At 49.0% G+C, this 20,873-nt stretch carries 22 protein-coding genes and 2 pseudogenes; 4 read left to right on the top strand and 20 right to left on the bottom strand.

Annotation, left to right across the window (positions count from 1 at the left end; translation table 11 throughout):
• Positions 1–10: 10 nt before the first annotated feature.
• From BGX12_RS10765 to larE, 4 genes are all read right to left on the bottom strand, one after another.
• Positions 11–1,018: a DUF362 domain-containing protein gene (locus BGX12_RS10765; RefSeq protein WP_109736057.1), complete on the bottom strand. Its 1,008-nt coding sequence runs from the start codon at positions 1,016–1,018 to the stop codon at positions 11–13.
• Entirely contained in the window at positions 1,019–1,318 is a 300-nt protein-coding gene (locus BGX12_RS10760) for a hypothetical protein (protein WP_109736056.1), read from the bottom strand.
• The gene (locus tag BGX12_RS10755; RefSeq protein ID WP_109736055.1) at positions 1,318–1,713 is read right to left on the bottom strand and encodes a hypothetical protein; all 396 of its coding nucleotides are present in this window, start codon (positions 1,711–1,713) and stop codon (positions 1,318–1,320) included. Before BGX12_RS10755 ends, BGX12_RS10760 begins: the two co-directional genes overlap by 1 nt.
• 77 nt (positions 1,714–1,790) lie before the next feature.
• Positions 1,791–2,642 (bottom strand): ATP-dependent sacrificial sulfur transferase LarE, encoded by an 852-nt coding sequence (gene larE, locus BGX12_RS10750; protein WP_109736054.1) that lies wholly within the window; start codon positions 2,640–2,642, stop codon positions 1,791–1,793.
• Between the two features lie 132 nt (positions 2,643–2,774).
• Between larE and BGX12_RS10745 the strand changes: the two genes are divergently transcribed.
• Positions 2,775–3,239: a MerR family transcriptional regulator gene (locus BGX12_RS10745; RefSeq protein ID WP_109736053.1), complete on the top strand. Its 465-nt coding sequence runs from the start codon at positions 2,775–2,777 to the stop codon at positions 3,237–3,239.
• Between the two features lie 18 nt (positions 3,240–3,257).
• Here the strand turns inward: BGX12_RS10745 and BGX12_RS10740 are convergent, their stop codons facing one another.
• On the bottom strand, positions 3,258–5,009 hold the full coding sequence (locus tag BGX12_RS10740) for a right-handed parallel beta-helix repeat-containing protein (protein ID WP_109736052.1): 1,752 nt from the start codon (positions 5,007–5,009) through the stop codon (positions 3,258–3,260).
• 154 nt (positions 5,010–5,163) lie between these two features.
• A pseudogene (locus tag BGX12_RS10735) lies at positions 5,164–5,415 on the bottom strand (KilA-N domain-containing protein); the annotation flags it as partial.
• Between BGX12_RS10735 and BGX12_RS10730 the strand changes: the two are divergent.
• Together BGX12_RS10730 and BGX12_RS10725 are read left to right on the top strand one after the other, a co-directional pair.
• Positions 5,407–5,697, top strand: a pseudogene (locus tag BGX12_RS10730) (DUF1349 domain-containing protein); the annotation flags it as partial. The pseudogenes BGX12_RS10735 and BGX12_RS10730 sit on opposite strands and share 9 nt — an antisense overlap.
• Positions 5,698–5,729: 32 nt before the next feature.
• Complete coding sequence (locus tag BGX12_RS10725) at positions 5,730–6,350, top strand: flavodoxin family protein (protein ID WP_109736051.1); 621 nt, start codon at positions 5,730–5,732, stop codon at positions 6,348–6,350.
• A 6-nt stretch (positions 6,351–6,356) separates the two neighbouring features.
• Here the strand turns inward: BGX12_RS10725 and BGX12_RS10720 are convergent, their stop codons facing one another.
• On the bottom strand, positions 6,357–7,202 hold the full coding sequence (locus tag BGX12_RS10720) for a DUF3737 family protein (RefSeq protein ID WP_109736050.1): 846 nt from the start codon (positions 7,200–7,202) through the stop codon (positions 6,357–6,359).
• A 40-nt stretch (positions 7,203–7,242) separates the two neighbouring features.
• Here BGX12_RS10720 and BGX12_RS10715 point away from each other — a divergent pair, with 40 nt between their 5' ends.
• On the top strand, positions 7,243–7,848 hold the full coding sequence (locus tag BGX12_RS10715; RefSeq protein WP_109736049.1) for a hypothetical protein: 606 nt from the start codon (positions 7,243–7,245) through the stop codon (positions 7,846–7,848).
• Positions 7,849–7,878: 30 nt separating this feature from the next.
• On the opposite strand, the gene BGX12_RS10710 is transcribed toward BGX12_RS10715, so the two are convergent.
• From BGX12_RS10710 to rpsB, 13 genes are all read right to left on the bottom strand, one after another.
• A complete protein-coding gene (locus BGX12_RS10710) occupies positions 7,879–9,291 on the bottom strand; it encodes an SO_0444 family Cu/Zn efflux transporter (RefSeq protein ID WP_233246364.1) in 1,413 nt (470 codons plus the stop codon).
• An 11-nt stretch (positions 9,292–9,302) separates the two neighbouring features.
• Positions 9,303–9,710: a helix-turn-helix transcriptional regulator gene (locus BGX12_RS10705; protein ID WP_199220761.1), complete on the bottom strand. Its 408-nt coding sequence runs from the start codon at positions 9,708–9,710 to the stop codon at positions 9,303–9,305.
• Between the two features lie 136 nt (positions 9,711–9,846).
• Complete coding sequence (locus BGX12_RS10700; RefSeq protein WP_109736067.1) at positions 9,847–12,273, bottom strand: DUF4859 domain-containing protein; 2,427 nt, start codon at positions 12,271–12,273, stop codon at positions 9,847–9,849.
• Between the two features lie 105 nt (positions 12,274–12,378).
• Positions 12,379–13,569: a LamG-like jellyroll fold domain-containing protein gene (locus BGX12_RS10695; RefSeq protein ID WP_109736048.1), complete on the bottom strand. Its 1,191-nt coding sequence runs from the start codon at positions 13,567–13,569 to the stop codon at positions 12,379–12,381.
• Positions 13,566–14,414 carry a TIGR02147 family protein gene (locus BGX12_RS10690; RefSeq protein ID WP_233246363.1) on the bottom strand — a complete coding sequence of 283 codons (849 nt, stop codon included), beginning with the start codon at positions 14,412–14,414 and terminating at the stop codon, positions 13,566–13,568. Before BGX12_RS10690 ends, BGX12_RS10695 begins: the two co-directional genes overlap by 4 nt.
• 20 nt (positions 14,415–14,434) lie before the next feature.
• On the bottom strand, positions 14,435–15,469 hold the full coding sequence (locus BGX12_RS10685; RefSeq protein WP_109736065.1) for an alcohol dehydrogenase: 1,035 nt from the start codon (positions 15,467–15,469) through the stop codon (positions 14,435–14,437).
• Positions 15,469–15,861: a hypothetical protein gene (locus tag BGX12_RS10680; RefSeq protein ID WP_109736047.1), complete on the bottom strand. Its 393-nt coding sequence runs from the start codon at positions 15,859–15,861 to the stop codon at positions 15,469–15,471. The genes BGX12_RS10685 and BGX12_RS10680 overlap by 1 nt, the downstream gene beginning before the upstream one ends.
• 162 nt (positions 15,862–16,023) lie before the next feature.
• On the bottom strand, positions 16,024–16,905 hold the full coding sequence (locus BGX12_RS10675; protein WP_109736046.1) for a phosphatidate cytidylyltransferase: 882 nt from the start codon (positions 16,903–16,905) through the stop codon (positions 16,024–16,026).
• On the bottom strand, positions 16,898–17,608 hold the full coding sequence (locus tag BGX12_RS10670) for an isoprenyl transferase (protein ID WP_109736045.1): 711 nt from the start codon (positions 17,606–17,608) through the stop codon (positions 16,898–16,900). Before BGX12_RS10670 ends, BGX12_RS10675 begins: the two co-directional genes overlap by 8 nt.
• Before the next feature lie 39 nt (positions 17,609–17,647).
• Entirely contained in the window at positions 17,648–18,181 is a 534-nt protein-coding gene (gene frr, locus BGX12_RS10665) for a ribosome recycling factor (RefSeq protein WP_109736044.1), read from the bottom strand.
• A 34-nt stretch (positions 18,182–18,215) separates the two neighbouring features.
• Positions 18,216–18,923, bottom strand: a complete 708-nt coding sequence (gene pyrH, locus BGX12_RS10660) for a UMP kinase (RefSeq protein WP_109736043.1) — start codon at positions 18,921–18,923, stop codon at positions 18,216–18,218.
• Positions 18,924–19,126: 203 nt separating this feature from the next.
• On the bottom strand, positions 19,127–20,011 hold the full coding sequence (gene tsf / locus BGX12_RS10655; protein WP_109736042.1) for a translation elongation factor Ts: 885 nt from the start codon (positions 20,009–20,011) through the stop codon (positions 19,127–19,129).
• Positions 20,012–20,013: 2 nt separating this feature from the next.
• A complete protein-coding gene (gene rpsB / locus BGX12_RS10650; RefSeq protein WP_109736041.1) occupies positions 20,014–20,748 on the bottom strand; it encodes a 30S ribosomal protein S2 in 735 nt (244 codons plus the stop codon).
• Between the last annotated feature and the right edge of the window lie 125 nt (positions 20,749–20,873).

The following is a 20,873-nucleotide window of genomic DNA, read 5'->3' as shown; positions in this document are numbered from 1 at the left end:
GGCCTTTTTATTAAAGTTCAATGATACGATACTTGCGGTTGCCCATCTTCAGAGCTTCCATGGCAGGGAGCTGATGAAGTCCTTCGCGGCTTTCAATGCGTTCCTTGATATCCTTCAGTTCGCCAATGGGCAGCTTGTAAACCATGTCTACGCTGGCCTGGTCCACAGCGAGAATATCGGTGGAAGCAAGGATACCGATGTCGCGGCAAGTGGGTTCAGCAGCGCCAACGCCAGCACAGTCGCAGTCCACGGACATACGGCGCAGTACATTGATAAAGCACATCTTGCCCTTAAAGTGATTGACGGTTGCCTTGCCGGATTCGGCCATGGCTTCCATGAAGCGCTTGCCGCTGTTACTCCACTTGGGGTAAAGTTCCGGCTTTGCGTTGAAATCCGGATCTTCCATCTTTTCGTGAATCATCTTCTTGCCCACATTGGCGTCGGCACAGCCGATGGCGATGTTCTTGAGGGAACCGCCGAAACCACCCATGGTATGGCCCTTGAAGTGGGTCAGCACCACCATGGAATCGTAATTCACGATATGGCCGCCCATGCTCATTTCCTTGAAGTGTTTGCCGCCAGGAACAGGGAGCATCACCGTACCTTCTTCGTCCATGATGTCCACGGGGCAGAAAGTCCAGCCGTTTACCTTCAAAGTCTCGCGATGCTTTTCGGTGGTGTCGCGGTCGCTGGGATGGTAGTATGTGTTGGTTTCCACAATGTTGGAATTGGGAATCAACTGCTGCACAGCTTTGACCCATTCGCGGGGCAAAATGTTGGGGCCGTTCTTTTCACCGGTGTGAACCTTGATGGCCACCTTGCCGGAAATATTCTGGTTCACCTTGTTGTACAACTTGATGAGGCCTTCGGCAGAAAGATCCTTGGTGAAGTAAACGTTGGAAACATCCTTGCCGGCTTCCTTCACTTCCTGGTTCTTGGGCTTACCAAAAACGGGAGTAGCCATGGCGCTAATCAAAGCGGCAGAGCCTACAGTCTTTATAAAATCACGACGATCCATTTAAGCCACCTTATGGAAACGACCCTTGGGGTCTTTAATGAGGAGCATGGCAAGCCAAATCACCAGGCCAAATGCCACAGCGGAGAAACCCAGGAAAGCGTCATTCAGCATGTCGCCTGCAGCCGGGGTGAAAAATTCAGCGCGAAGTTCTGCATATTCAAAAATGGCATCTACGAACCACATGAGGGATGCGCCCCAGTACATGTAGCACAAGGGAGAAAGACGCATCTTGTTCTCAACATCGCGGTACCAGAGCACGGTGCAGAAAATCGCTGCAAAAATGGTTATGAGCAAAGCCATTACTTGCGAGCCTCGACTTCTGCAGGAACAGCCTTGTGGAACTTGCTGCGGACTGCCATAAGAGCGGCCCAGGCCACTGTAACAAGGCCCGCCATGGATGTACCCACGGTAGCGACTTCATGCCACATCTGGCTCATGGCTTCGGGGCTGGAAGCCGCAGTCAAAAACGGATAGAAGGCCTGCAGTTCGCCGTGCCAGACATGTTCAAAAGCCAACAGTACAGAACCGCCCCAAAGCATCTTGGAAAGGACCTTCAGGTTCTTGCAGATGGCCTGCTTCTTGGTGGCAACCTGAAGATCAGCACCCTGCTTGGCAGACTTGTCGGTCTGTTCCAAAACGATGGTGGTGACGGTGGTAACGATGGCTTCGGCCATGGGGGCGACAAAACAGCACATAAGTACTCCTTTTATTAAATAACCTAATGCGTATTTAACGCAACTTTATATTGGAAATATAATACTTAGAGTTAACTCTAAAGCAAGATATTTTTTTGAAAAATTTTTTCGTTTAAACTACCGGTACGGTAGCCCTTTTCGTCCAGTGCAACGTCCGAAAAACCCAGACGAACGAGTTTTTCTGTAATTTCCCCCTGTTTTTCCCTGAAAAGGGGAAATTGCTCCGGCAGGATTTCTATGCTAGCCATATAGGTTTCTGCAGCAGGCGATTTTTGCGGAACAAGACGGCAACGAACTCGATATTGAACAAAACCCAAATCCTGCAGATACTGCTCGGCCCGCTCCACCAGCCGCAATTTTTCTTCCGTAATTTGTTCTCCGTAAGGAATGCGGCTGGCAAGGCAGGCAAATGAGGGCTTGCTCGCCGTCGGGAGCCCAAGTTCCCGGGACAACGTGCGGATGCCTGCCTTGGTGAGGCCCGCCTCACGGAGCGGGCTCTTCACGTTCAGTTCCGCAATCGCCTTCAATCCCGGGCGGTAATCTCCAAGGTCATCCACATTGGAGCCTTCACAAACTGCAGGAATCCCATGCTCCGCGGCCGCCCCGATGATGGCCTTAAAAATCGAACGCTTGCACACATAGCAACGGTCAGGAGGATTCTCCCGAAAGCCGTCCACATCCATCTCGTTAAAATCCAGGACCAAATGGAGAATGCCTTCTGCCTTGCAAAAATCCAGAGCCTCCTGAATTTCGCGGCCAGGAACCACCCTGGACTTTATCGTAATGGCAACCGCATTCACTCCCAGTACATCATGAGCCACCTTCAACAGAAACGTAGAATCCACGCCGGCAGAATAAGCCACGGCAACCTTGCCGAGACCTCTCAACTGGCATTTCAACAACTCGAATTTCTGATGCAGTTCATCCATTTTCAAAAACCTGGAATTTTCAAAACCTTTAAAAAACGCCTCTTAAATATAAGATCTAGAGTTGACTCAAAGTCAAGACTTGCCGTAGAAAATTTATTTTTTATTTTTCAAAAAAAACAAGGCAGGACCATCATGGGATTTTCTATCGGAGAAGTTGTAAAGAAAACAGGACTTAGCGCCCACACCCTGCGCTACTACGAAAAGGAAGGGCTCCTCCCCTTCGTCACCAAGAGCAGCTCTGGTCTCCGCGTTTACACTGAATCCGATTTGGGCTGGCTCACCATGATTGAATGCCTCAAGTCCTCGGGCTTGCAAATCAAGGAAATCGCACAGTACATCAAGTGGTTCCAAATGGGCGATTCCACCTTGGCCGAACGCGTAGAAATGTTCCGCAAGCGCAAGGCCGCCATCGAAGAAGAAATGGCCAACTTGCAGATAGTGCTGGATAAAATCACCTACAAAACCGCCCTTTACGAAGAAGCACTCAAGTGCGGCAGCTTGGATACTGCCACCAACCTTCCCAAAATGCAAAAGCTGAAGAAGATGCTTTTCGAAAAACCCACCGACTTCGACAAGATCATGGACCAGGTTGGCTAAGTTCCGGTTTAGTCCCGATTACTTCACATTCACTTTCTGGATTTCGTGACCGATGCGAACCAGGTATGCGCCAGGCGTACGGAACTGAGTGCGCACAGCATCGACTACGTTTCCACCACGAAGCTGTTCTGCCTGCAAAGCCCCCAGGTAACGTCCCTGCAAGTCAAACACCACAGCCGTGCCAACGTGTGCGGCAGACCCGACGAAATTCGCAACGATAGAAGTTGTGTTGCCAATGGAACTGCTTGATTCAGCCGCAGAACTAGAAGAACCGGGATCCGCGACAGAACTACTCGAAATCACAGAACTACTAGACGGAAGCCCGAATTCATAAGCCCCAAGATCCGGTGCAGCGCCGGCAAATACCGCCCCCACATCTTCGCCCTTGTCGATGGCGCGGCTACCATCCTTCAACTTCAAAAAGTCCACATTAGGAACGCTTCCATCAGGATTTCGCGGTCCCAAAATCCCAGGAATCTTGGAAAGGTCTTCGCCCGTCACCGTCATGCTGGGGTCGTCAATACTCATAAAGTCGTCTTCCGTCAAATCCAACTTCAGGTTCCAAGTGTTGTTTTCGCCAGCGGCACAATTTTCATCATGCCCAGCATCGCTGTCATCGATTTTCACCCAGCACACACCAACCTGGGAATTCAGATTAGGGAACGCAATGTTGTTTTTCAGCACATGGGCATTGTCGCCTGTCAATACGGCTACATCGGCTGTGCGCCTTCCTTCAGCATCAAATGTGGTGGATGCCATGTTGAAGGCCCGTTGACCATTCTGGAATGACGTATTGCTGATCCATTGAGTTCCCGCACCTGTATAGTTGGCATAAAAACCGAAAGTCTCATTCTTCCAGGCGACGCTGTTTCGAATGATATGATGTCCACCGCCAAATGTACTTTCGCCCAACTTGAATCCGGAACCATTTCCATTTTTCGGCATCTTTGTACCGTAGTCGCTATAGCCGCTTCCCATGGCGTAGCTGTTTTCTATGACAACAGGGAATTCCTGATTGATTAAGTCGTAGGCATCATCGCTGTTCCACCAGGAACGACAACCGAAAAATTTCGTGGTGTCGCCGTCATACTGGTAATGCACGCCAAAACCGTCGGCATTTTCACCATCGCCCTGACGGCCAGTGGGGTCATAATTATCGTGGGCGTCGCAGTTCAAGAACAGATGACCACCGCCGTTAAGGCCCCTTCCGCCTTCATTCACAAAGAAGCCCGGACCCGCATTGTGATGACTTTCCATCTGCTCCAAAATCACATGCTTGCATCGGGTAACATATACACCCGAATTGGAATTATGCTTCATGGGAACATTGCGGACCTCGATCCCCTTCAAGTGCAAATAGCTTGCATAAATCAAGATGCCCGCCGTGTATTCCAGATCCGTAGACGAAGTGGTTTTATCCAGGGCCTGACCGATGGGAAGATTTGTGCCGTCAAAAATCGGACGTTCCCCAGGGTAGGCAAAATAATGGATTCGCTTGTCGTCACTTTCGCCGCTGGTAGTCAACAAAACACCTGCAGACATTCTGGCGCGTTCACAATAGGAGGTATCGCGCATATCATAGACACCGCCGCGGATCCACACCGTATCACCGGCAGCCACCACCGTATTGGCCTTCTTTAAAGATGCAAAAGGCTTTTCCTTTGAACCTGCGGCAGCGTCATTCCCGTCAACAGCAACATAATATGTTGAACCGAATGCCTGCGCTGCGCACAAAGCCAGCGCCGGCATAATTAAGAACTTCTTGTCCATAAACACCTCTAAAACCTGATTGTAATATATATGATTTTCGAGGTAAACGGACATAAGCATTGTTTATGGAGCTGCCATTTGCGCAGAATATTGAACCAGGTTCAGTTGCCAACATGCTGTATTCGCAATTGAAATGACTGCGCGAACACTTCTATTTCAGCAGGCGTTCGGATTGCAGCAGGCCTTCGTTAATCAGCACGGAGTTTAGCGACTCCATATTGGAAAGACAAATCAGCTGGTTGATGGAAGCGTGGTCACGAACATTTCCGTCTAACATCGGATTCGCCTCACGCCACTGTGCAGCAGTAAACCCGAAAAGGGCCTTGTTCAAGACATCCGCTTCTGATGCATAGACAACGGCTGCATCCTGGGGCGTAATCGCCGCGGGAATCAAATTCTGCTTAAGTACTTGGATAGTGAAAACTGGCTGAAAGCTTCCATTGAATTCGAGAACGAATCCTTCCAGCATTTAGGAAGCGTCGTCACCAACATGGGCTATTCCGATTGGGCAACCACAGCAATTCCCGCCGATGTAATGAGAATTTGCCACATGGCCCGCGCCACCGACGAAATCCAGTTCGGCATTTACGCCTGCAGCCCAGAGGATTCCTCCTTTGACGCCACATTCACAGAAATGGAAATCACGGAATGCAAATGGCTCGCCCACGTAGGGCAAAAGCCGGATTGATTTGATTATATTTTTAGTCAATTGGAGTAATCATGAAAGTTCTTTTAATTAACGGTAGCCCCCGTAAAAACGGCAACACTTTTACCGCTCTGAATCAGGCAGCGGAACAGCTGAACAAGAACGGTATCGAAAGTGAAATCGTGTGGATTGGAAACAAAGGCATCCGCGGATGCATCGCCTGCAACGTTTGCAAGAACAAGGGCAACAACCGCTGCGCCTTTGACGAAGACATCTGCAACGAAATCATCGCCAAGATGGAAACTAGCGACGCCCTGATTGTAGGCTCTCCGGTTTACTGGGGACAGCCCAACGGTTCCGTACTTTCCCTGATCCAGCGCATGGCTTATTCCGCCGGAAGCCTGATGCAGGGCAAGCCCGCCGCCGCTGTTTGCTGCTGCCGTCGTGGTGGCGCAACCGCCGCCTTCCAGACTTTGCAAATGCCCTTCCAGATGCTGAACATGCCTATCGTCACTTCCCAGTACTGGAACATCGCCTACGGCCGCAACGAAGCCGAATCCGCACAGGACGTGGAAGGCATGCAGACCATGCGCACCCTCGCAAACAACATGGCATTCATGCTGAAGAAATTCGCCACAGGCACCGCCGAAGTGGAAGCCAAGGAACCCTGGCAGCCCATGAACTTCGTGAGATAAGAAAATTTATCTGGTTTTGACGACGCCGTTGCAGGGCATCACCGGGTCGTCCCAGATGATTTCGCCGACGGAGTCCACCACGATGGTTCCGGATTTCGGATTCTTGATGGAAATGACATCGCCCTTCACGTCTGCTTCGACATCGGAGTATTCGAAGGCTAGATCCGCGCCTTCCATGGTGCAGTTGATGAGCTTCAGGCCCTTGCAATAGCACAGGGGCTGGGTTCCGGAAATCTTGCAGTTTTCAAGAGTCAAGTTTTCAGAAAACCAGGCGAGATATTCGCCCTTCACTACGGAATTTTTCACCGTAATATTTTTGCTGTGCCAGAAGGCATCCTTTGTATCCAGCACAGAATCTTCGATAGTTAGATTTTCGATGTACTGGAAAGAATACTTGCCTTTCATCTGCACATTTTTCAGGGAGATGTTCGTGCAATCCAGGAAAAGATATTCCGCTTCGATTTCAGAATTTTCAAGGGAAATATCCTGACTCTTCCAGCCGAATTCCTGGGAAACAATTTTGCAGTTTTCCAGAGAAATGCGGTTGCATTCACGGACAGCCTTGATGCCGCCAAGAACACTGTCCTTGATGACACCGCCGTCGGCATACCAAAGGGCAGCGCGGGTGAGTTCATCCATGGAGGATTTTTCCAAGGTGAATTTCTTGACGTGCCACATGGGATAGCGCAGAGAAAACTTGCAGTCAATGACATTGATGTCGCGGGCTTCCTTCAGTACAGACTCACCATCGGCGGGGCCTGCGAAAACGCAGGACACCACGTCGGAATTCTTCAAGTTGTATAGGGAGCGTTCTTCGTCGAACTGCTTATTTTCTACCACATTTCGATTCATATAATTAAATATAGAATGTTATTTCACTATTTTTATTTCCGTGAACAAACTCATTTATAAAAAATCAGTATTCATCATCTGGGCTATCCTTGAACTTATTTCCGCGGTCGTTGCAATCGTGATGAATACAAAAAAGGTTGCCAATGATCCCAAGGGGATTCTCATCGACGACAACTTTTTAAGTAGTTTGGTTCAAACTGAATTTTACGAAACCATTGAATTTATAGCCTTAGGTTTCATCATCTTTTTCGGAGCAGGTTTACTCCATTATGGCATCGCACTTCTTAAAACTCAACGAAGCTCCTTTAAAGGAAACGACAAATTCTTGTTATTGGGTGCGATAGGTTTGCCTCTAGCAGGCATAGCATTAATCATATTGCCAGAGTCTTTAACTCTTCCAGATAGGCTTAACTATTCGCCAACCGTTCAAACCGAACAACTGCAAGAAAAGAACACAACATTAAGCAGATGGGGCGACAAATACTGTTTCTACTTTAGCAGCGGAAATTCAGAAAAAGTCCGTAAAGACGAATATCTCAATACACCCATTGGAGCAAGCTTCTACATCATATATCAGGGTAAAACTTTGATCAAGATTTACCCCGCCGATAAGTACACATATAAAAAAGCCAGCCAAATTTTTTGACCAGCCTTTCTTTGAATTTATATGTAAGCGTCACTTTGCGCCGAGGAAATCGAAGCCGGCTTCTTCAATGGCCTTCTTCAATTCCGCCTCGTCCACCGAGCCTTCGATGGTGAGGAGATTTTTGCCCACATCGGCTTCGGCGTGAATAACTCCGGGGAGAGCGGCGGCAGCCTTTTCCACACACATTTTGCAGTGGTTGCAGCTCATACCCTTCACGGTGTATTCCTTTACCCTAGAAGTTTCAGAATCCTTTTGGATCTTGCTCTTCTTCGGTAGCTTGGTGTAGATCATGAGCAAAGCGAGAACGCCTGCCATCACGTAATCAAATACGCCCAGGGCTTCTGCGCCGGCACAGTGTTCCGACATGCCGCCAGGAATCATTGCGGAGAGGAAGGTGTCCATCATGAAGGTGTCCACCACCCAGCCGAAGAACAATGCGCCGCCAGCGATGGTAATCAGGTATGCGGCCAAGGTGCGCTTACCGAAAGCCTTACCCACAACCATCATAGATGCGATACTAGTTGCAGGACCAGCCATCAGCAAAACAAGTGCTGCGCCCGGAGTAATTCCCTTTGCCACCAATGCCAATGCCAGAGGAATGGAGCCCGTAGCGCAAGTGTACATGGGCATGGCCAACAGCAAAACGGCAATCATGCAGAGGAAGGGATATTCGCGGAGAGCCAAGAAGAAATCGTTGGGAATGAATGCTGCGATCAATGCGCCCAGCACAAGACCAATCATGAGCCACTTGCTGACATTGGCAACCATGTCCACTAAGCCGTAACGGAAGGTTTCCAGAATCTTGCCGCCGATGGTCCCCGGAATTTCGCGATCTTCGCAATCGTCATCGCCACAGCCGCACTTAATTTTTCCGCAACCGCAATGGTCATCCTTACAACCGCAGTGATCGTCGTGATTGTGGTCGTGGTCGCCACATTCGCAATGGTCGTGATCGTGGTCGTGGCCACCGCAGCTGCAGTGTTCATCAACGCAAACGGCCTTGGCGTCTGCAGCAATTTCGTTCTCACCCTTCGTTGCAAAGTTCGTCACCACGCCGCCAAACAATGCCGTAACAAAGGCCGCAATGGGGCGCAAAATTGCGAAAGGCAAACCCAACAAAGAGTAGGTTGCCAAAATGGAATCCACCCCCGTCGCCGGAGTAGAAATCAAGAAGGACACGCTTGCGCCCTTGCTGGCACCTTCCCTGCGGAGAGCCACAGCGGTAGGAATCACGCCACAGCTGCAAATAGGAAGCGGAACGCCAAAGAGTGCCGCCCACAAGCTAGACTTAAAAGTAGGCTTGGAAATTTTCGGGATATAAAGGGCCTGCGGAAGCCATACGTGAATGATTCCCGCCAGCAAAAAACCGAGCAGCAGGAACGGGGCCATTTCCGCAAAGAGAGTTATAAATTCAGAAACAAAAGTCGATACGATTTCCATCATAATTTTCTCCTTTACTTTCCTTCCTTTTTATGGAGAATATGAGATAGACCAATTTTGAAGATGGATCCGATGTGTTCATCGTCCAGGGAGTAGAACATCTTGCGGCCATCGCGGCGGGGCTTAATCAAGTTCGCCGTACGGAGAATTCTCAACTGGTGACTTACCACGGACTGTTCCAGGTTCAGCTTGCCGGCAATGTCATTCACGGAAATTTCACCGCCAAGAAGAATCTGGAGAATACGGATTCGAGTGGTATCGCCAAAGAACTTGAAGAATTCTGAAAGTTCAAAAAGCGTATCTAGGGGCACGTTCATTGCCGCCAGCTCCATATCATAGCAATGACTGCAATGGCATTCATGATGGTCGCAATTATCGTTACAGTCGCATGCCGCAATCTTTATGGATTCTTTCTTTGCCATGTCACCAATCCTTTTGAATATATGAACAGCTATTCATACATTCATATATAAAAAAGGGAATTCGATTTGTCAAGAGGTTTTGAAAAAAAAAGGCTGGCTTCAAGATTGAGCCAGCAAGTTTTACTCGTATTGGACCTTATTTTACAACTGTAATGCTACGAACTTCTCGGTAGCTCCCTGTAGATACCTTCACGATGTAGGTTCCCTGGGGCAAGCCTGCATTGTTCAAGTCCAGATATTCTCGATATTCGCCAGGAGCCTTGCTACCAGAAATATTTTGGTACAGCAAGTTACCGAAACCAGAATACAAGCTAATTTTCACATTGTCATGCTGTTTGATGGCGTACCTTATTTCAAGAATTCCGTGGCGGTTCTTTAAGGACATGTATTTTGCAGGACCTTGATTCTTAAAGGCGATTGCCGCGGTATTTTCAGAAGGTTCTTCTGGGTCGGAATCATTTGCAATTTGCACCGTGATCTTATAGATGACAACCTTGTTTTCATTCTTGAAGCCCTGCGCAAAACTATAGCGTTCTCCTGCAGAAACCCTGTTGGGATAGTGTCCTAACGAGATTTTACCGGCATTCAAGTTCCACTCTGCAAATACATAGGCATTCTCGCCCCACTCTACCACCTGCCCCTGCTTTCCGAACCAATGGCCGGGTGCGTTGGCTGTAGAATTTGTATTGAGCGAGCCATCTCTATCCACGGCAAAGAAAGTAGCTTTACCGAGATTTGCAACAGAAACACCCAGAGACTTGGCGAGTTTATCGACGTCGAAACCTACACTGGTCACTCCATAGTTTTCACTAATCTGCACTGTTGCGGAAACATCAAACTTCACAGTATCTACTACCACATTGGAAGAACTGCTACTTGAAATTACGGAGCTGCTTGATACAATGCTGGAGCTACTTGCGGGCTTTACGCTTGAGCTACTCTGAACCTTGCTGGAACTGCTGTTCTGCACAGCAGAGGAACTGGAAACACCCGGTCTAACGGATTCACCGATTTCAGGCCACTTGTAGTCAAGTACAAAATTATTGTAGTACTTGGTGTTGGCATCGCCTGCGCCACTCAAACCTTCCTCAAGTTTAATCTTGTAGTTGTAATGATTCTTGCGAATATCTTCGTTGCCTGTATACTGGTAATCGGTATTTACAACTACCGCAAAAACCATCTGGGTACCGTTTGTCGTAGAAGGAGCCTTGTCTAGACGGAGAGTTACCGCACCTTCACCAGTAATGGGCTCGCTGTAAACTGGCGTACCATCAGCAGCGCGATAGCAAAGCAGATAATTCATGTTGGTGTTGTTGGAATTGCCGCCCACATTGTAGAAGGACACCTTCACCTGTTTTGCACCGGAAGAAACTTTCAGCGGAATAACATTGGAACCAGACCATCCCGGGGTAGTCGCTTCATCGGGAACAAGGAACTCGCCGCTTGCAGTCATCGTCTGGTAGGGAGTCATTTTCCAGGTATTTCTGTACTGGCCGTTATCCCAGTAATATTGTTCTTCGTAGCTTGTTCCGCCAAAGTTGTTATTCAAGAGGTTCTTGATTTCACCGGACCATTTCTTCATATCCAGCAAGGCCATCCTTGCGCGGAATTCAGTAATAAGCCTACGGGTAGCGTCAGGGCCCAAGCCCTTTTCCAAGGCGTAGGTTTCCAGCAAATAAGTTGTCTTGCCGTAGGCATTGCCGTAAATCCATCGCACAGAACCGGTACCTAGCCATGTTCCCATGAAGGTGGGGAAAATATTGCTGTACTGGGAGCCGCCTAAAAGATAACGCTGATTCTTTCCAGTAACGCCCTGTGCCCCCGGGCCGCCAAATGTTCCATCCACAAGCCAGCCGGAGTAGCATTCAATAGGCATAAAAGGCGCAATCACTGTGGCTGCGTTCAAGAAACCCATTCCGTTATAAATGCCCTCGCGATGGGAGAACATATCCTGCTGAATCCAGGTATTACCCGCCTCTTGAAACCAGTGGGCCTGTTTTGCACCAGGATAGCCGTTGGTCATGGAATGAATGCCCTCGTGGATCATGGCGTCCATCTGTGAAACACGATCACGGTAAGGGCAACTGGTATTGAAGCTGTAAAGAGGATAGAAGGACGCCGCCACCGCGGTGTAGCCAGCCACAAATGTCTGCCATCCGCCAGTGGTATCTGTCTTGGCGCCACCCGCGCAAGTGCCAGAGCCGTAATAATAAATAGCGCTGTACTGCCCCTTCTGTGCCTGTGCATCGGGAGCCCAACCCAAGGTGTCGTAGAGATAAGTAAAATCCGTGTCGTATTTTTTCAAGATACTGTCGATAGTCACATCCGTAATTCTTGAATCACGATCCTTGCCCCAGTAAAAAGCCCACCACTTGCCGGCCTTCTTGCCAGTAACACCAGAGCAATTGTTGTTGAATTGTGTAGGAGGCTTAATTTCGCCTAGATTTGATTTTGTATCGTAATCCAGGTCAGAACGGTAAGTAGGCCATGTATAGGCATCGCCATTGGCGGCGAAGGAAAATGCGCTTGCAACAAGTACAGCGCCAAGTACTGTTTTTTTCATAATCCAAAATCCCAATTTCAGGAAAGCGGCAAATGCCACTTCACTCCCGATCCAAAATGTATTTCACTAATTTGGATCCTACAAGATTTTGGAATATTCCAAGTTTTAAAAGTGTGTTTGAAATGTGTTAATAATCCATTCAAGATCCCGGGCCACGTTTTCCACCCGAACCTCATCAAGAAGGCCATTCCAGGTTTCCGTGGGAATTTCGTTTCCACCGATACGGAACGGTACAGCTTTTTCCAAGAGATTCGACGTGAAGGAACTTGTTTCTCCAACCTGCTTGCCATTGACATACATGGAAACCTGATTATCCTTCGAGACCAGCACCAAAAAACTCCATTCATCCACAGGCACAACAGAGGAATCACCAAAGGTTATTTCCACAGGAACCTTCGGGGCACTTTTCATCACTGCAAACTTTCCATCCACATTATCAAAATGCCACTGGAATTTTGATGTGCTGTCACTCCAATAACTGCGCTGCGCCGCAAGAATCTGATGATTACCATTGGTACCCTTCCACTTGGTCCAAAGAGAAATTGTGAAGTCACCATTGGTTGGGTCAAGTTCGCCAAGGTCAATGAACTGGCCAGGCTTCAAGGCAATGGCCTTTCCAAAAATTCCGTCCACATAATCTACGCTTTCCGCAAGAGTGGAATCATTTTCAAAGACCCTTTCTTTTCCATCCATGGAAAGATAGGTCTCGATAAATTCCGGCAGGGCAATAGAATCAGAGGTGCCTGCTGTAGATACAGCAAAAGTTGCAACAGCAAGATCGTCGCGAACATACTGCAACAGAATCCTTTTTCCTGCAGGGGCAAGGTCAAATTCAAAACTTCCATCATCTGCAATTTTCGCCTTCAATGAAGTACCCTTGATTCTAACAAAGCCAGAATTTGCACCAGACACACTGCCCACCAATTTCTTCTTGGCAGAAACCTGCAAATCAAAGTTCTGAGACGACTCAACATTTTCAAGAGCAACAAGAGAATCCAGCTCCGCATAAAGCATTACCGTATCACCGGAAACATCGCGATTGAAAACCAGTTCGTAATTTCCCTTTGCATCCGAAACCGTTTCCACAGAATCTTCTACCGCAGTGGAATTATCAATGTAGGCAACAACTCTGGCATGAGCCACGGGAGAACCCGCCACATCCAAAACCCTTCCCGCCACGGAATGGTCAATATCGGTAATACCGCCTGCAACGTCCTTCTTTTCGCTACAAGCACATAAGGTAACTAGCCAAGATAAAATCACCGCAAGGATTTGAATGGAATACAACTTTTTCATTTTTCGTCCTTTGGAATTTTTGTGCTCATAGGAAAAGTCATAAACATCATCTCGTAAACCCGCTCCACATCTGCGTCGTTGGAAATTTTCGCCATGATTTTTCTTCGGGCTTCCCTCATGACTTCAACAACATAATTAAAAGAACTTTCGCTCATGGCAAGGGTTGTAAAGGCGGCATATTGCTCATCTCGAGGAATGCACTCCACAGCGCGCAAAGCGTGCTGGATATAGTCTCGGCGAATTTGCTTCAAGGCAATGGGAGAAACATCAGTGGCATCCACCATCAAGGAGGTTTCCTCATAGCGTAGCCCCGTTTTCTTGATAAGGCCAAGCTCCATCAAGTTTTTTACTGCATCCTTTGCTTCGGCAACCGTTATGGCAGGAACCACCATTTTCGCAAGAGCCCTGTAGTCTTCATTCCAATTGGATGTCACCACAAGCTCACGGATAATAGGATGATACCATTTTGAAAAATAAGTCTGTTCCCGATTTGTCAAATGGGTAAATTCTGCCTGCCTCTTGATTTGAGAAATCTGCTCCCAGGCGGCGTCCCGCTTGTCTATTTTTTCCGACTGGTTAAACTCAACAAGTGACAAGAAATATGCCTGCTGAAGAGCGCCAAGGCCTAGAGCCTTCGAGATCTTTTCTGCAGATTTCTGGGTCAACTTAAACCGGCCACGAATCACATTCAGGCAGTAGGAGGAGGTTTTAAACCCAGCCTTTGCCGCAAAAAAACGGTGTGAAAATGCCGTGCTCTGGCTTTTCTGTTCTTCAAAATAATCCTGAAGAAACTTACGATAGTCATCGTAAGAAAAAAGACTCTCAACTATTTTACTTATACCCATAACACCAATCCCGTACCAAACTATTCTACTATAGCAACTTTTATCACATTGTCAAGCCTGTTTTCAAAAATCCGGTAGGCTTCCCCGATATTTTTTAGAGGAAACTTGTGGGTAACCAAAGGCGTAGTGTCAATCTTCCCCTGTTCGATGAGAGATAGAATTTCGGCGCAGTCGCAACCGTCAACGCCACCGGTCTTGAACGTGAGATTCTTGCCGTACATATCGGGCAATGGCAAAGTCATGGGCTTGTCGTAAAGGGCCACCACCGTCACGATGGCGCTCGGCCTTGCGTTTTCCCAAGCCATGCGGAAAGTCTCTTCGGTACCAGCAACCTCGATGACAACGTCGGCGCCTCCGTGGGCGCTTTCCCGCTGCACCACAGCACTGCATTCCTCCGGCGTAGTCACAATCACCTGAGGATAATGCCTGCGGACAAATTCACGGCGGGTTTCGTCTTTTTCGCAGACGATAATCTTTTGTGGATTCTTCAGCATCACGCAAAGCAGCGTGCAAATGCCCGTGGGGCCAGCGCCAATAATCAGCACCGTATCCTCGGTCTTGATTTCAGAAATGCGGGCGGCCCAGAAACCTGTAGCCAGCACATCGCCTACAAAAAGCGCCTGCTCGTCGCTAACAGAATCAGGAATCCTGTTCAGGCCCTGATCTGCAAAAGGCACCCGCACAAATTCCGTCTGGCCACCATCAATGCGGCAGCCCAAAGCCCATCCGCCGTTCTTGTCGGTGCAGTTGTTCACGAAACCCTTCTTGCAGAAAAAGCATTCACCGCAAAAAGTTTCCACATTCACCGTCACGCGGTCGCCCACCTTCACTTTCTTCACATCAGCACCGACGGATTCCACAACGCCCACCATTTCGTGGCCCACGGTAATTCCCGGCACCGCCCGCGGCACAGAACCATGCTTAATGTGAAGATCGCTAGTGCAGATGCTCCCCATGGTCACACGGACAATGGCATCCCTCGGGCCCTGCAATTCAGGCTTCGGCTTTTCTACCAATTCAAACTTCTTGTGTTCTTTATAAACGTAGGCTTTCATCACATACCCATCGGATCAGCACCGAACCATGTTTGCACTTCATTTTCTTCGGTACAATTATTTAACCACGCAACACCAAAAACAAATTTCTCCGTTTTTGTTTTAGGCAAAATTAAATACGCAACTCCATCATCTAGATATTCATTTTCATAATCAAAAGTTGATAAGCCGCTGTCCCCTATCATCCCTATAGATAGTTTGACATTTTCTTTATAAAAACTTTTTAGTTCTAAATATTCACCAGATTCAATACCATCATTTAACGAAGCTGAATAGTTTTCAATTTGGCAAGCGATTGTGTGACAATCTCCATTAGGAGCAAAAGGAACAATTATGGCATATCGACCATCAATGGTTACATGCAACTTCCCTAATGGCGTGACAAGTCCCATCTTAAACCTTCTCGATTTCTTCGTAAGTCAGCTTGAAGGTCGCAGCATTATTAGCTGCGGCGTCCTTCACAAATTTCCAAAGCGGTTCGTATTTACTCATATCGTAAATATACGAAAAGACCCGGTTTTTACCGGGCCTTTTCAACACAGTTTGCTTTTTGTTTATGCAACCTTTTCCATCATGTCCAGCAGAATATAGAGCATGGGTGCCGTGAGGTAGAAGGAGTCGCAGCGGTCCAGAACGCCGCCGTGGCCCACGAACAGGTTGCCGGAATCCTTGGTGCCGCTCCAACGTTTGAGAGCACTCATCAAAAGGTCGCCAGCCTGGCCGGAAATCGCAATGAGCAAGCCCAGGACAAGGCCCTTCACAAGGTCAATGTTCACATTGAATGCGGACAGAGCGGAAGTGCAGGAGCCCCAATAAGCCACCCAGGCCACAGTAGCGACCGTTCCAGCAACGGAACCTTCCCAAGTCTTCTTGGGGCTAATGCTGGGTGCAAAAAGATGACGGCCGAAGGGGCCCTTGCCTGCAACGAACTTTCCGAAGAAGTAAGCCACGGTGTCACAGAGCCACATGGAGGTCATCACCAGGATAAAGGGATAGCAGTGCTCAAGGCCCTGGCCGTTACCCATCATAAGGACGTTCATGCCTCCCCAGAGGCCCACATACAGCGGAGCCGCAATATGCATCACCAGCCAGGGGAACAGCACTTCGATATTCACCTTGGAGTAAGCCATTCCGATGTAGCCTGCAAAAATGACAACGCAGGTCATGCCCACAACGCAAGGCACAGCGGGCAGTCCAAAGAAGCCGCCCTTGGAGAGAGCCCATGCAAGAGTCAACGCAAAGGATGCGACAAAGGAATATGCTCGCATATCCGGGCCCTGGTACATCTTGCGAGCCATACCAGCCCATTCCCAGGCGCCAACGCCACCCAGGAAGCACATCAGTGCAATACGGGAAATATCGTTAAACCATAAAAGGCCAAACACTAACGGAATGGCAATAAACGCAGTAATCAGTCGCTGTGCTAAATTACTCATGAAGAACCTTCCCAAACCGGCGTTCGCGAGTATTAAAGAACTCCACCGCCTTCATGAATTCTTCCTTGGTAAAGTCCGGCCACAGAGTGTCCGTTACATAGAACTCACTGTAGGCGGCCTGCCAAAGCAAATAGTTAGAAAGTCTGAATTCGCCGCCGGTACGGATAATGAGATCCGGATCGGGAGCTCCCTTCAGGTAAAGATTTTTTGCAAAGAGGGATTCGTCGATGTCCTCAACCTTGAGGGTGCCTGCGGCAACCTGGGCGGCAATGGACTTGACAGCACCTACGATTTCCTGTCGGCCACCATAGGAGATTGCCAGGTTCAACTGCATGCCAGTATTATTGGCAGTCACATCAATAGCGGACTGCAGGCTTGCGCGGGGCTTTTCGGGAATGCGGTCCATATTACCGATCACCGTCAACTTCACATTCTTTTCCATCAGGTCGGGAATTTCCTTCACCACCATCTCGATGAGAAGGTTCATCAAATAATCCACTTCCTTGGAAGGGCGTCCCCAGTTTTCGGAACTGAACACGTAAAGTGTCATGTGCTCGAGTTTGAGGTTTACGCCCATTTCAACGGCATCGATGGTAGACTCAGTCCCCTTACGGTGACCGAAGAAACGTTCCATACCGCGGCTTTTGGCCCAACGGCCATTGCCGTCCATAATGATGGCTACATGTCGAAGCTGATTTGCCACGCTTTACCCTTAGAATCCCTATTTCCAACAAACTAAGGATTAAACCTTAAGGATGTCGGCTTCCTTTGCTGCGAGAAGAGCGTCAATCTGAGCGATAGCCTTGTCAGTAGCCTTCTGGATTTCGTCCTGCTGCTTCTTGGCTTCGTCTTCAGGCATTTCCTTATCCTTCTTGATGGCATCGTTTGCATCGCGGCGGATGTTGCGGATGGCAACGCGGCCGTCTTCTGCATGCTTGCGAGCGATCTTAGCCAGTTCCTGACGACGTTCGGTAGTGAGAATCGGGAGGCTGACGCGGATGGAGTTACCGTCCTTCATGGGGGTAAGACCGATGTTTGCTGCGTAGATAGCCTTTTCGATCAGGTCAACGAGAGCCTTTTCCCACGGAGCGACCAGGAGCATACGAGGTTCCGGAACGGAAACCTTTGCAACCTGGGAAATGGGAGTCGGAGTACCGTAGTAGTCGATACGAATGTCGTTGAGAATAGCGGGAGAAGCCTGGCCAGCACGGATCTTGGAGAATTCGCGTTCAGTAGCTTCAATAGCCTTAGCCATCTTTTCAGAATAATCTGCCATAATAAGACCTTAATATAAAGTTTGCGGTGCGCGATTAGCAGTGCACCAGTGTTCCTAAATTACCTTCAACGGCGGCCTGAGTCAAGCAGCCCTTTTCCATTTTGAACACAAAAATGGGCATATTGTGTTCCATGCACAGAGCGACGGCAGCGGTGTCCATCACCTTAAGTCCGCGGGCGATCACTTCCTGATAGGTAATGTCGTCAAAGCGGGTTGCTGTAGGATCCTTCATGGGGTCAGCAGAATAGATGCCGTCCACCTTGGTCACCTTCATGATCACGTCGCATTCACTTTCAATGGCGCGAAGTGCTGCACAGCTGTCGGTGGTGAAGAACGGATTGCCGGTACCTGCGGAGAAAATAACCACAGAACCATTTGCAAGAAGTTCAATGGCGCGACGGCGGTTGAAAAATTCGCAGATGGGTTCCATGCGGATGGCGCTCATGACCACAGAATTGATTCCCTGCTTGTCCAGGGCATCCTGCATGGCGAGACCATTCATCACAGTACCAAGCATGCCCATGGCATCGCCCTGAGCGCGGTTCATGCCACCTGCGCTGGCGCTTACGCCACGAATCATGTTGCCACCGCCAATGACCAGAGCAACACCTACACCCTTGCGAACAACGTCGGCAATTTCAGACGCCATTTCGTTCAGGATGTCGTTGTCGATTCCGTGGCCCTTGGCTCCGGCCAAAGCTTCTCCGCTCAGCTTGAGCAAAACTCTATTAAACTTAGCCATAATAAAACTCCGTATTTAGGAGCAATATAGTAAAGTGATTAGTGGTTAGTGGTTGAGAAATGAAAAAGACCGCTCCCGGGGGAACGGTCCTTTCTAAAAGTGACTTGCAACCAAGTGCAAAAATCTCTTTTACCAACTCGTGATGAAAGTCGGAAGCAGCATCAGACACTACTGTCTACTGCCAACTTCCTACTGTCTACTCGTTAGTTACCGCGTTCGAAGCGGATGAAGTTTACGACCTTCAGGGAAGAAAGGCCAAGCTGCTTTGCAACGACTTCCTGGAGGTAGTCCTTGACAGCGAGCTTCTTCGGGTTCTTTTCAGACATGAAGAATTCCTGGTCTTCGAGAACGATTTCCTTCAGAACCTTAGCCACGCGGCCTTCGATCTGACGTTCAACGAATTCGGGCTTGGTAGCCTTACCAGAAGCTTCGATCTGAGCCTTAGCGATTTCGCGTTCCTTTTCGATAGTTTCGGCAGGAACAGCAGCGTCGTTCAGAGCAACCGGAGCGAATGCAGCAGCCTGCATTGCGATGTCCTTAGCAGCAGCCTTGAGAGCAGCTTCGTCGGCAGAGCCTTCGTAAGCCAGTTCGGTGATAACGCCGATCTTGCCCTTCATGTGGCTGTAAACACCGAACACGGAGTTTGCAGACTTCTTGAGTTCAGCATACTTACGGAAGTCGATGTTTTCCTGAATCTTAACGAGAACGTCCTGGAGAACGTCGTTAATCTTCTTGCCATCAACGGTAGCAGCCTTCAGGTCTTCAACAGAAGCGATAGCCTGAGTTTCCACAGCCTTCACAGCGAGAGCTGCGAGAGCAACGAAGTCATCGTTGTTGGAAACCGGTTCGGTTTCGCAGGACAGTTCGAAAGCAGCAGCCTTATCAGCGGTTTCGACCAAGTAGATACGACCTTCCTTGGCAGCCTTGTCTGCGCGCTTTGCAGCAACAGCAGCACCCTGCTTACGGAGAAGTTCAACTGCCTTGTCCAGATCACCGTCAGTTTCGGTGAGAGCCTTCTTGCACTGCATCATGCCTACGCCAGTCTTCTGACGGAGTTCATTTACGAGAGAAGCGGTAATAGCAGCCATGATTACTTGTCCTCACCGTTATCAAACTTCTTGATTTCTTCCTTGGACTTCTTTTCGACAGAGCGAGGAGCAACGTTGGAAGCAATGTAGTCCACGATGAGCTTCAGGGACTTCACTGCGTCGTCGTTAGCCGGAATCGGGTAGTCAACGAGGGTCGGATCAACGTTAGTATCGCAAATGCCGATGATAGGAATGTGAAGACGACGTGCTTCAGCAACGGCGATCTTTTCGTGAGCGAGGTCGGTCACGACCAGGAGGCCCGGAAGGTTCACCATTTCGCGGATGCCACCGAACACTTCGAGGAGCTTGGTGCGTTCGCGAGTCTTGTCCAGGACTTCCTTCTTACCGAGGACCTGGAAAGTGCCGTCCTGTTCCATAGCGTCGATCTTGTCAATCTTCTTGATGGACTTACGAACGGTCTGGAAGTTAGTCAGCATACCGCCCAACCAACGGTTGGTAACGGAGAACTGGTTGCAGGATGCAGCTGCATCGAGAACGCACTGACGAGCGGTCGGCTTGGTACCAACGAAAAGAACGGTCTTACCGGATTCGGAGATCTTCTTTGCAGCAGCGGCAGCAACTTCGAGGAGGTCGCGAGTCTTGGACAGGTTAAGAACGTAGATGCCGTTCTTTTCAGCCAAGATGTAGGGCTTCATCTTCGGATTCCAACGCTGAGTCTGGTGACCAAAGTGGGAACCTGCAGCAAGCAGGTCTTCAACGGAAGGCAGATTTGCCATAATGATATTCCTTTTTTCGGTTGTTTCTACCCGGTCTGGGACTAAGGCGCCAAGCACTCTCGTGCCACCGAAGCGACTCTCACAGACCGGTGATTTGATTTACACCCGGGCGTAATTGTCCGAGC

The sequence above is a fragment of the Fibrobacter sp. UWR4 genome, assembly GCF_003149045.1.
Taxonomy (GTDB): domain Bacteria; phylum Fibrobacterota; class Fibrobacteria; order Fibrobacterales; family Fibrobacteraceae; genus Fibrobacter.
This window is presented reverse-complemented; position numbering and strand designations above follow the sequence as displayed.

What these genes read in the sequence shown, in the direction of transcription:
- BGX12_RS10765 (WP_109736057.1), bottom strand. Translation starts at nt 1,018, where the DNA reads ATGGATCGTCGTGATTTTATAAAGACTGTAGGCTCTGCCGCTTTGATT.
- BGX12_RS10760 (WP_109736056.1), bottom strand. Translation starts at nt 1,318, where the DNA reads ATGGCTTTGCTCATAACCATTTTTGCAGCGATTTTCTGCACCGTGCTC.
- BGX12_RS10755 (WP_109736055.1), bottom strand. Translation starts at nt 1,713, where the DNA reads ATGTGCTGTTTTGTCGCCCCCATGGCCGAAGCCATCGTTACCACCGTC.
- larE (WP_109736054.1), bottom strand. Translation starts at nt 2,642, where the DNA reads ATGGATGAACTGCATCAGAAATTCGAGTTGTTGAAATGCCAGTTGAGA.
- BGX12_RS10745 (WP_109736053.1), top strand. Translation starts at nt 2,775, where the DNA reads ATGGGATTTTCTATCGGAGAAGTTGTAAAGAAAACAGGACTTAGCGCC.
- BGX12_RS10740 (WP_109736052.1), bottom strand. Translation starts at nt 5,009, where the DNA reads ATGGACAAGAAGTTCTTAATTATGCCGGCGCTGGCTTTGTGCGCAGCG.
- BGX12_RS10725 (WP_109736051.1), top strand. Translation starts at nt 5,730, where the DNA reads ATGAAAGTTCTTTTAATTAACGGTAGCCCCCGTAAAAACGGCAACACT.
- BGX12_RS10720 (WP_109736050.1), bottom strand. Translation starts at nt 7,202, where the DNA reads ATGAATCGAAATGTGGTAGAAAATAAGCAGTTCGACGAAGAACGCTCC.
- BGX12_RS10710 (WP_233246364.1), bottom strand. Translation starts at nt 9,291, where the DNA reads ATGATGGAAATCGTATCGACTTTTGTTTCTGAATTTATAACTCTCTTT.
- BGX12_RS10705 (WP_199220761.1), bottom strand. Translation starts at nt 9,710, where the DNA reads ATGGCAAAGAAAGAATCCATAAAGATTGCGGCATGCGACTGTAACGAT.
- BGX12_RS10700 (WP_109736067.1), bottom strand. Translation starts at nt 12,273, where the DNA reads ATGAAAAAAACAGTACTTGGCGCTGTACTTGTTGCAAGCGCATTTTCC.
- BGX12_RS10695 (WP_109736048.1), bottom strand. Translation starts at nt 13,569, where the DNA reads ATGAAAAAGTTGTATTCCATTCAAATCCTTGCGGTGATTTTATCTTGG.
- BGX12_RS10690 (WP_233246363.1), bottom strand. Translation starts at nt 14,414, where the DNA reads ATGGGTATAAGTAAAATAGTTGAGAGTCTTTTTTCTTACGATGACTAT.
- BGX12_RS10685 (WP_109736065.1), bottom strand. Translation starts at nt 15,469, where the DNA reads ATGAAAGCCTACGTTTATAAAGAACACAAGAAGTTTGAATTGGTAGAA.
- BGX12_RS10680 (WP_109736047.1), bottom strand. Translation starts at nt 15,861, where the DNA reads ATGGGACTTGTCACGCCATTAGGGAAGTTGCATGTAACCATTGATGGT.
- BGX12_RS10675 (WP_109736046.1), bottom strand. Translation starts at nt 16,905, where the DNA reads ATGAGTAATTTAGCACAGCGACTGATTACTGCGTTTATTGCCATTCCG.
- frr (WP_109736044.1), bottom strand. Translation starts at nt 18,181, where the DNA reads ATGGCAGATTATTCTGAAAAGATGGCTAAGGCTATTGAAGCTACTGAA.
- pyrH (WP_109736043.1), bottom strand. Translation starts at nt 18,923, where the DNA reads ATGGCTAAGTTTAATAGAGTTTTGCTCAAGCTGAGCGGAGAAGCTTTG.
- tsf (WP_109736042.1), bottom strand. Translation starts at nt 20,011, where the DNA reads ATGGCTGCTATTACCGCTTCTCTCGTAAATGAACTCCGTCAGAAGACT.
- rpsB (WP_109736041.1), bottom strand. Translation starts at nt 20,748, where the DNA reads ATGGCAAATCTGCCTTCCGTTGAAGACCTGCTTGCTGCAGGTTCCCAC.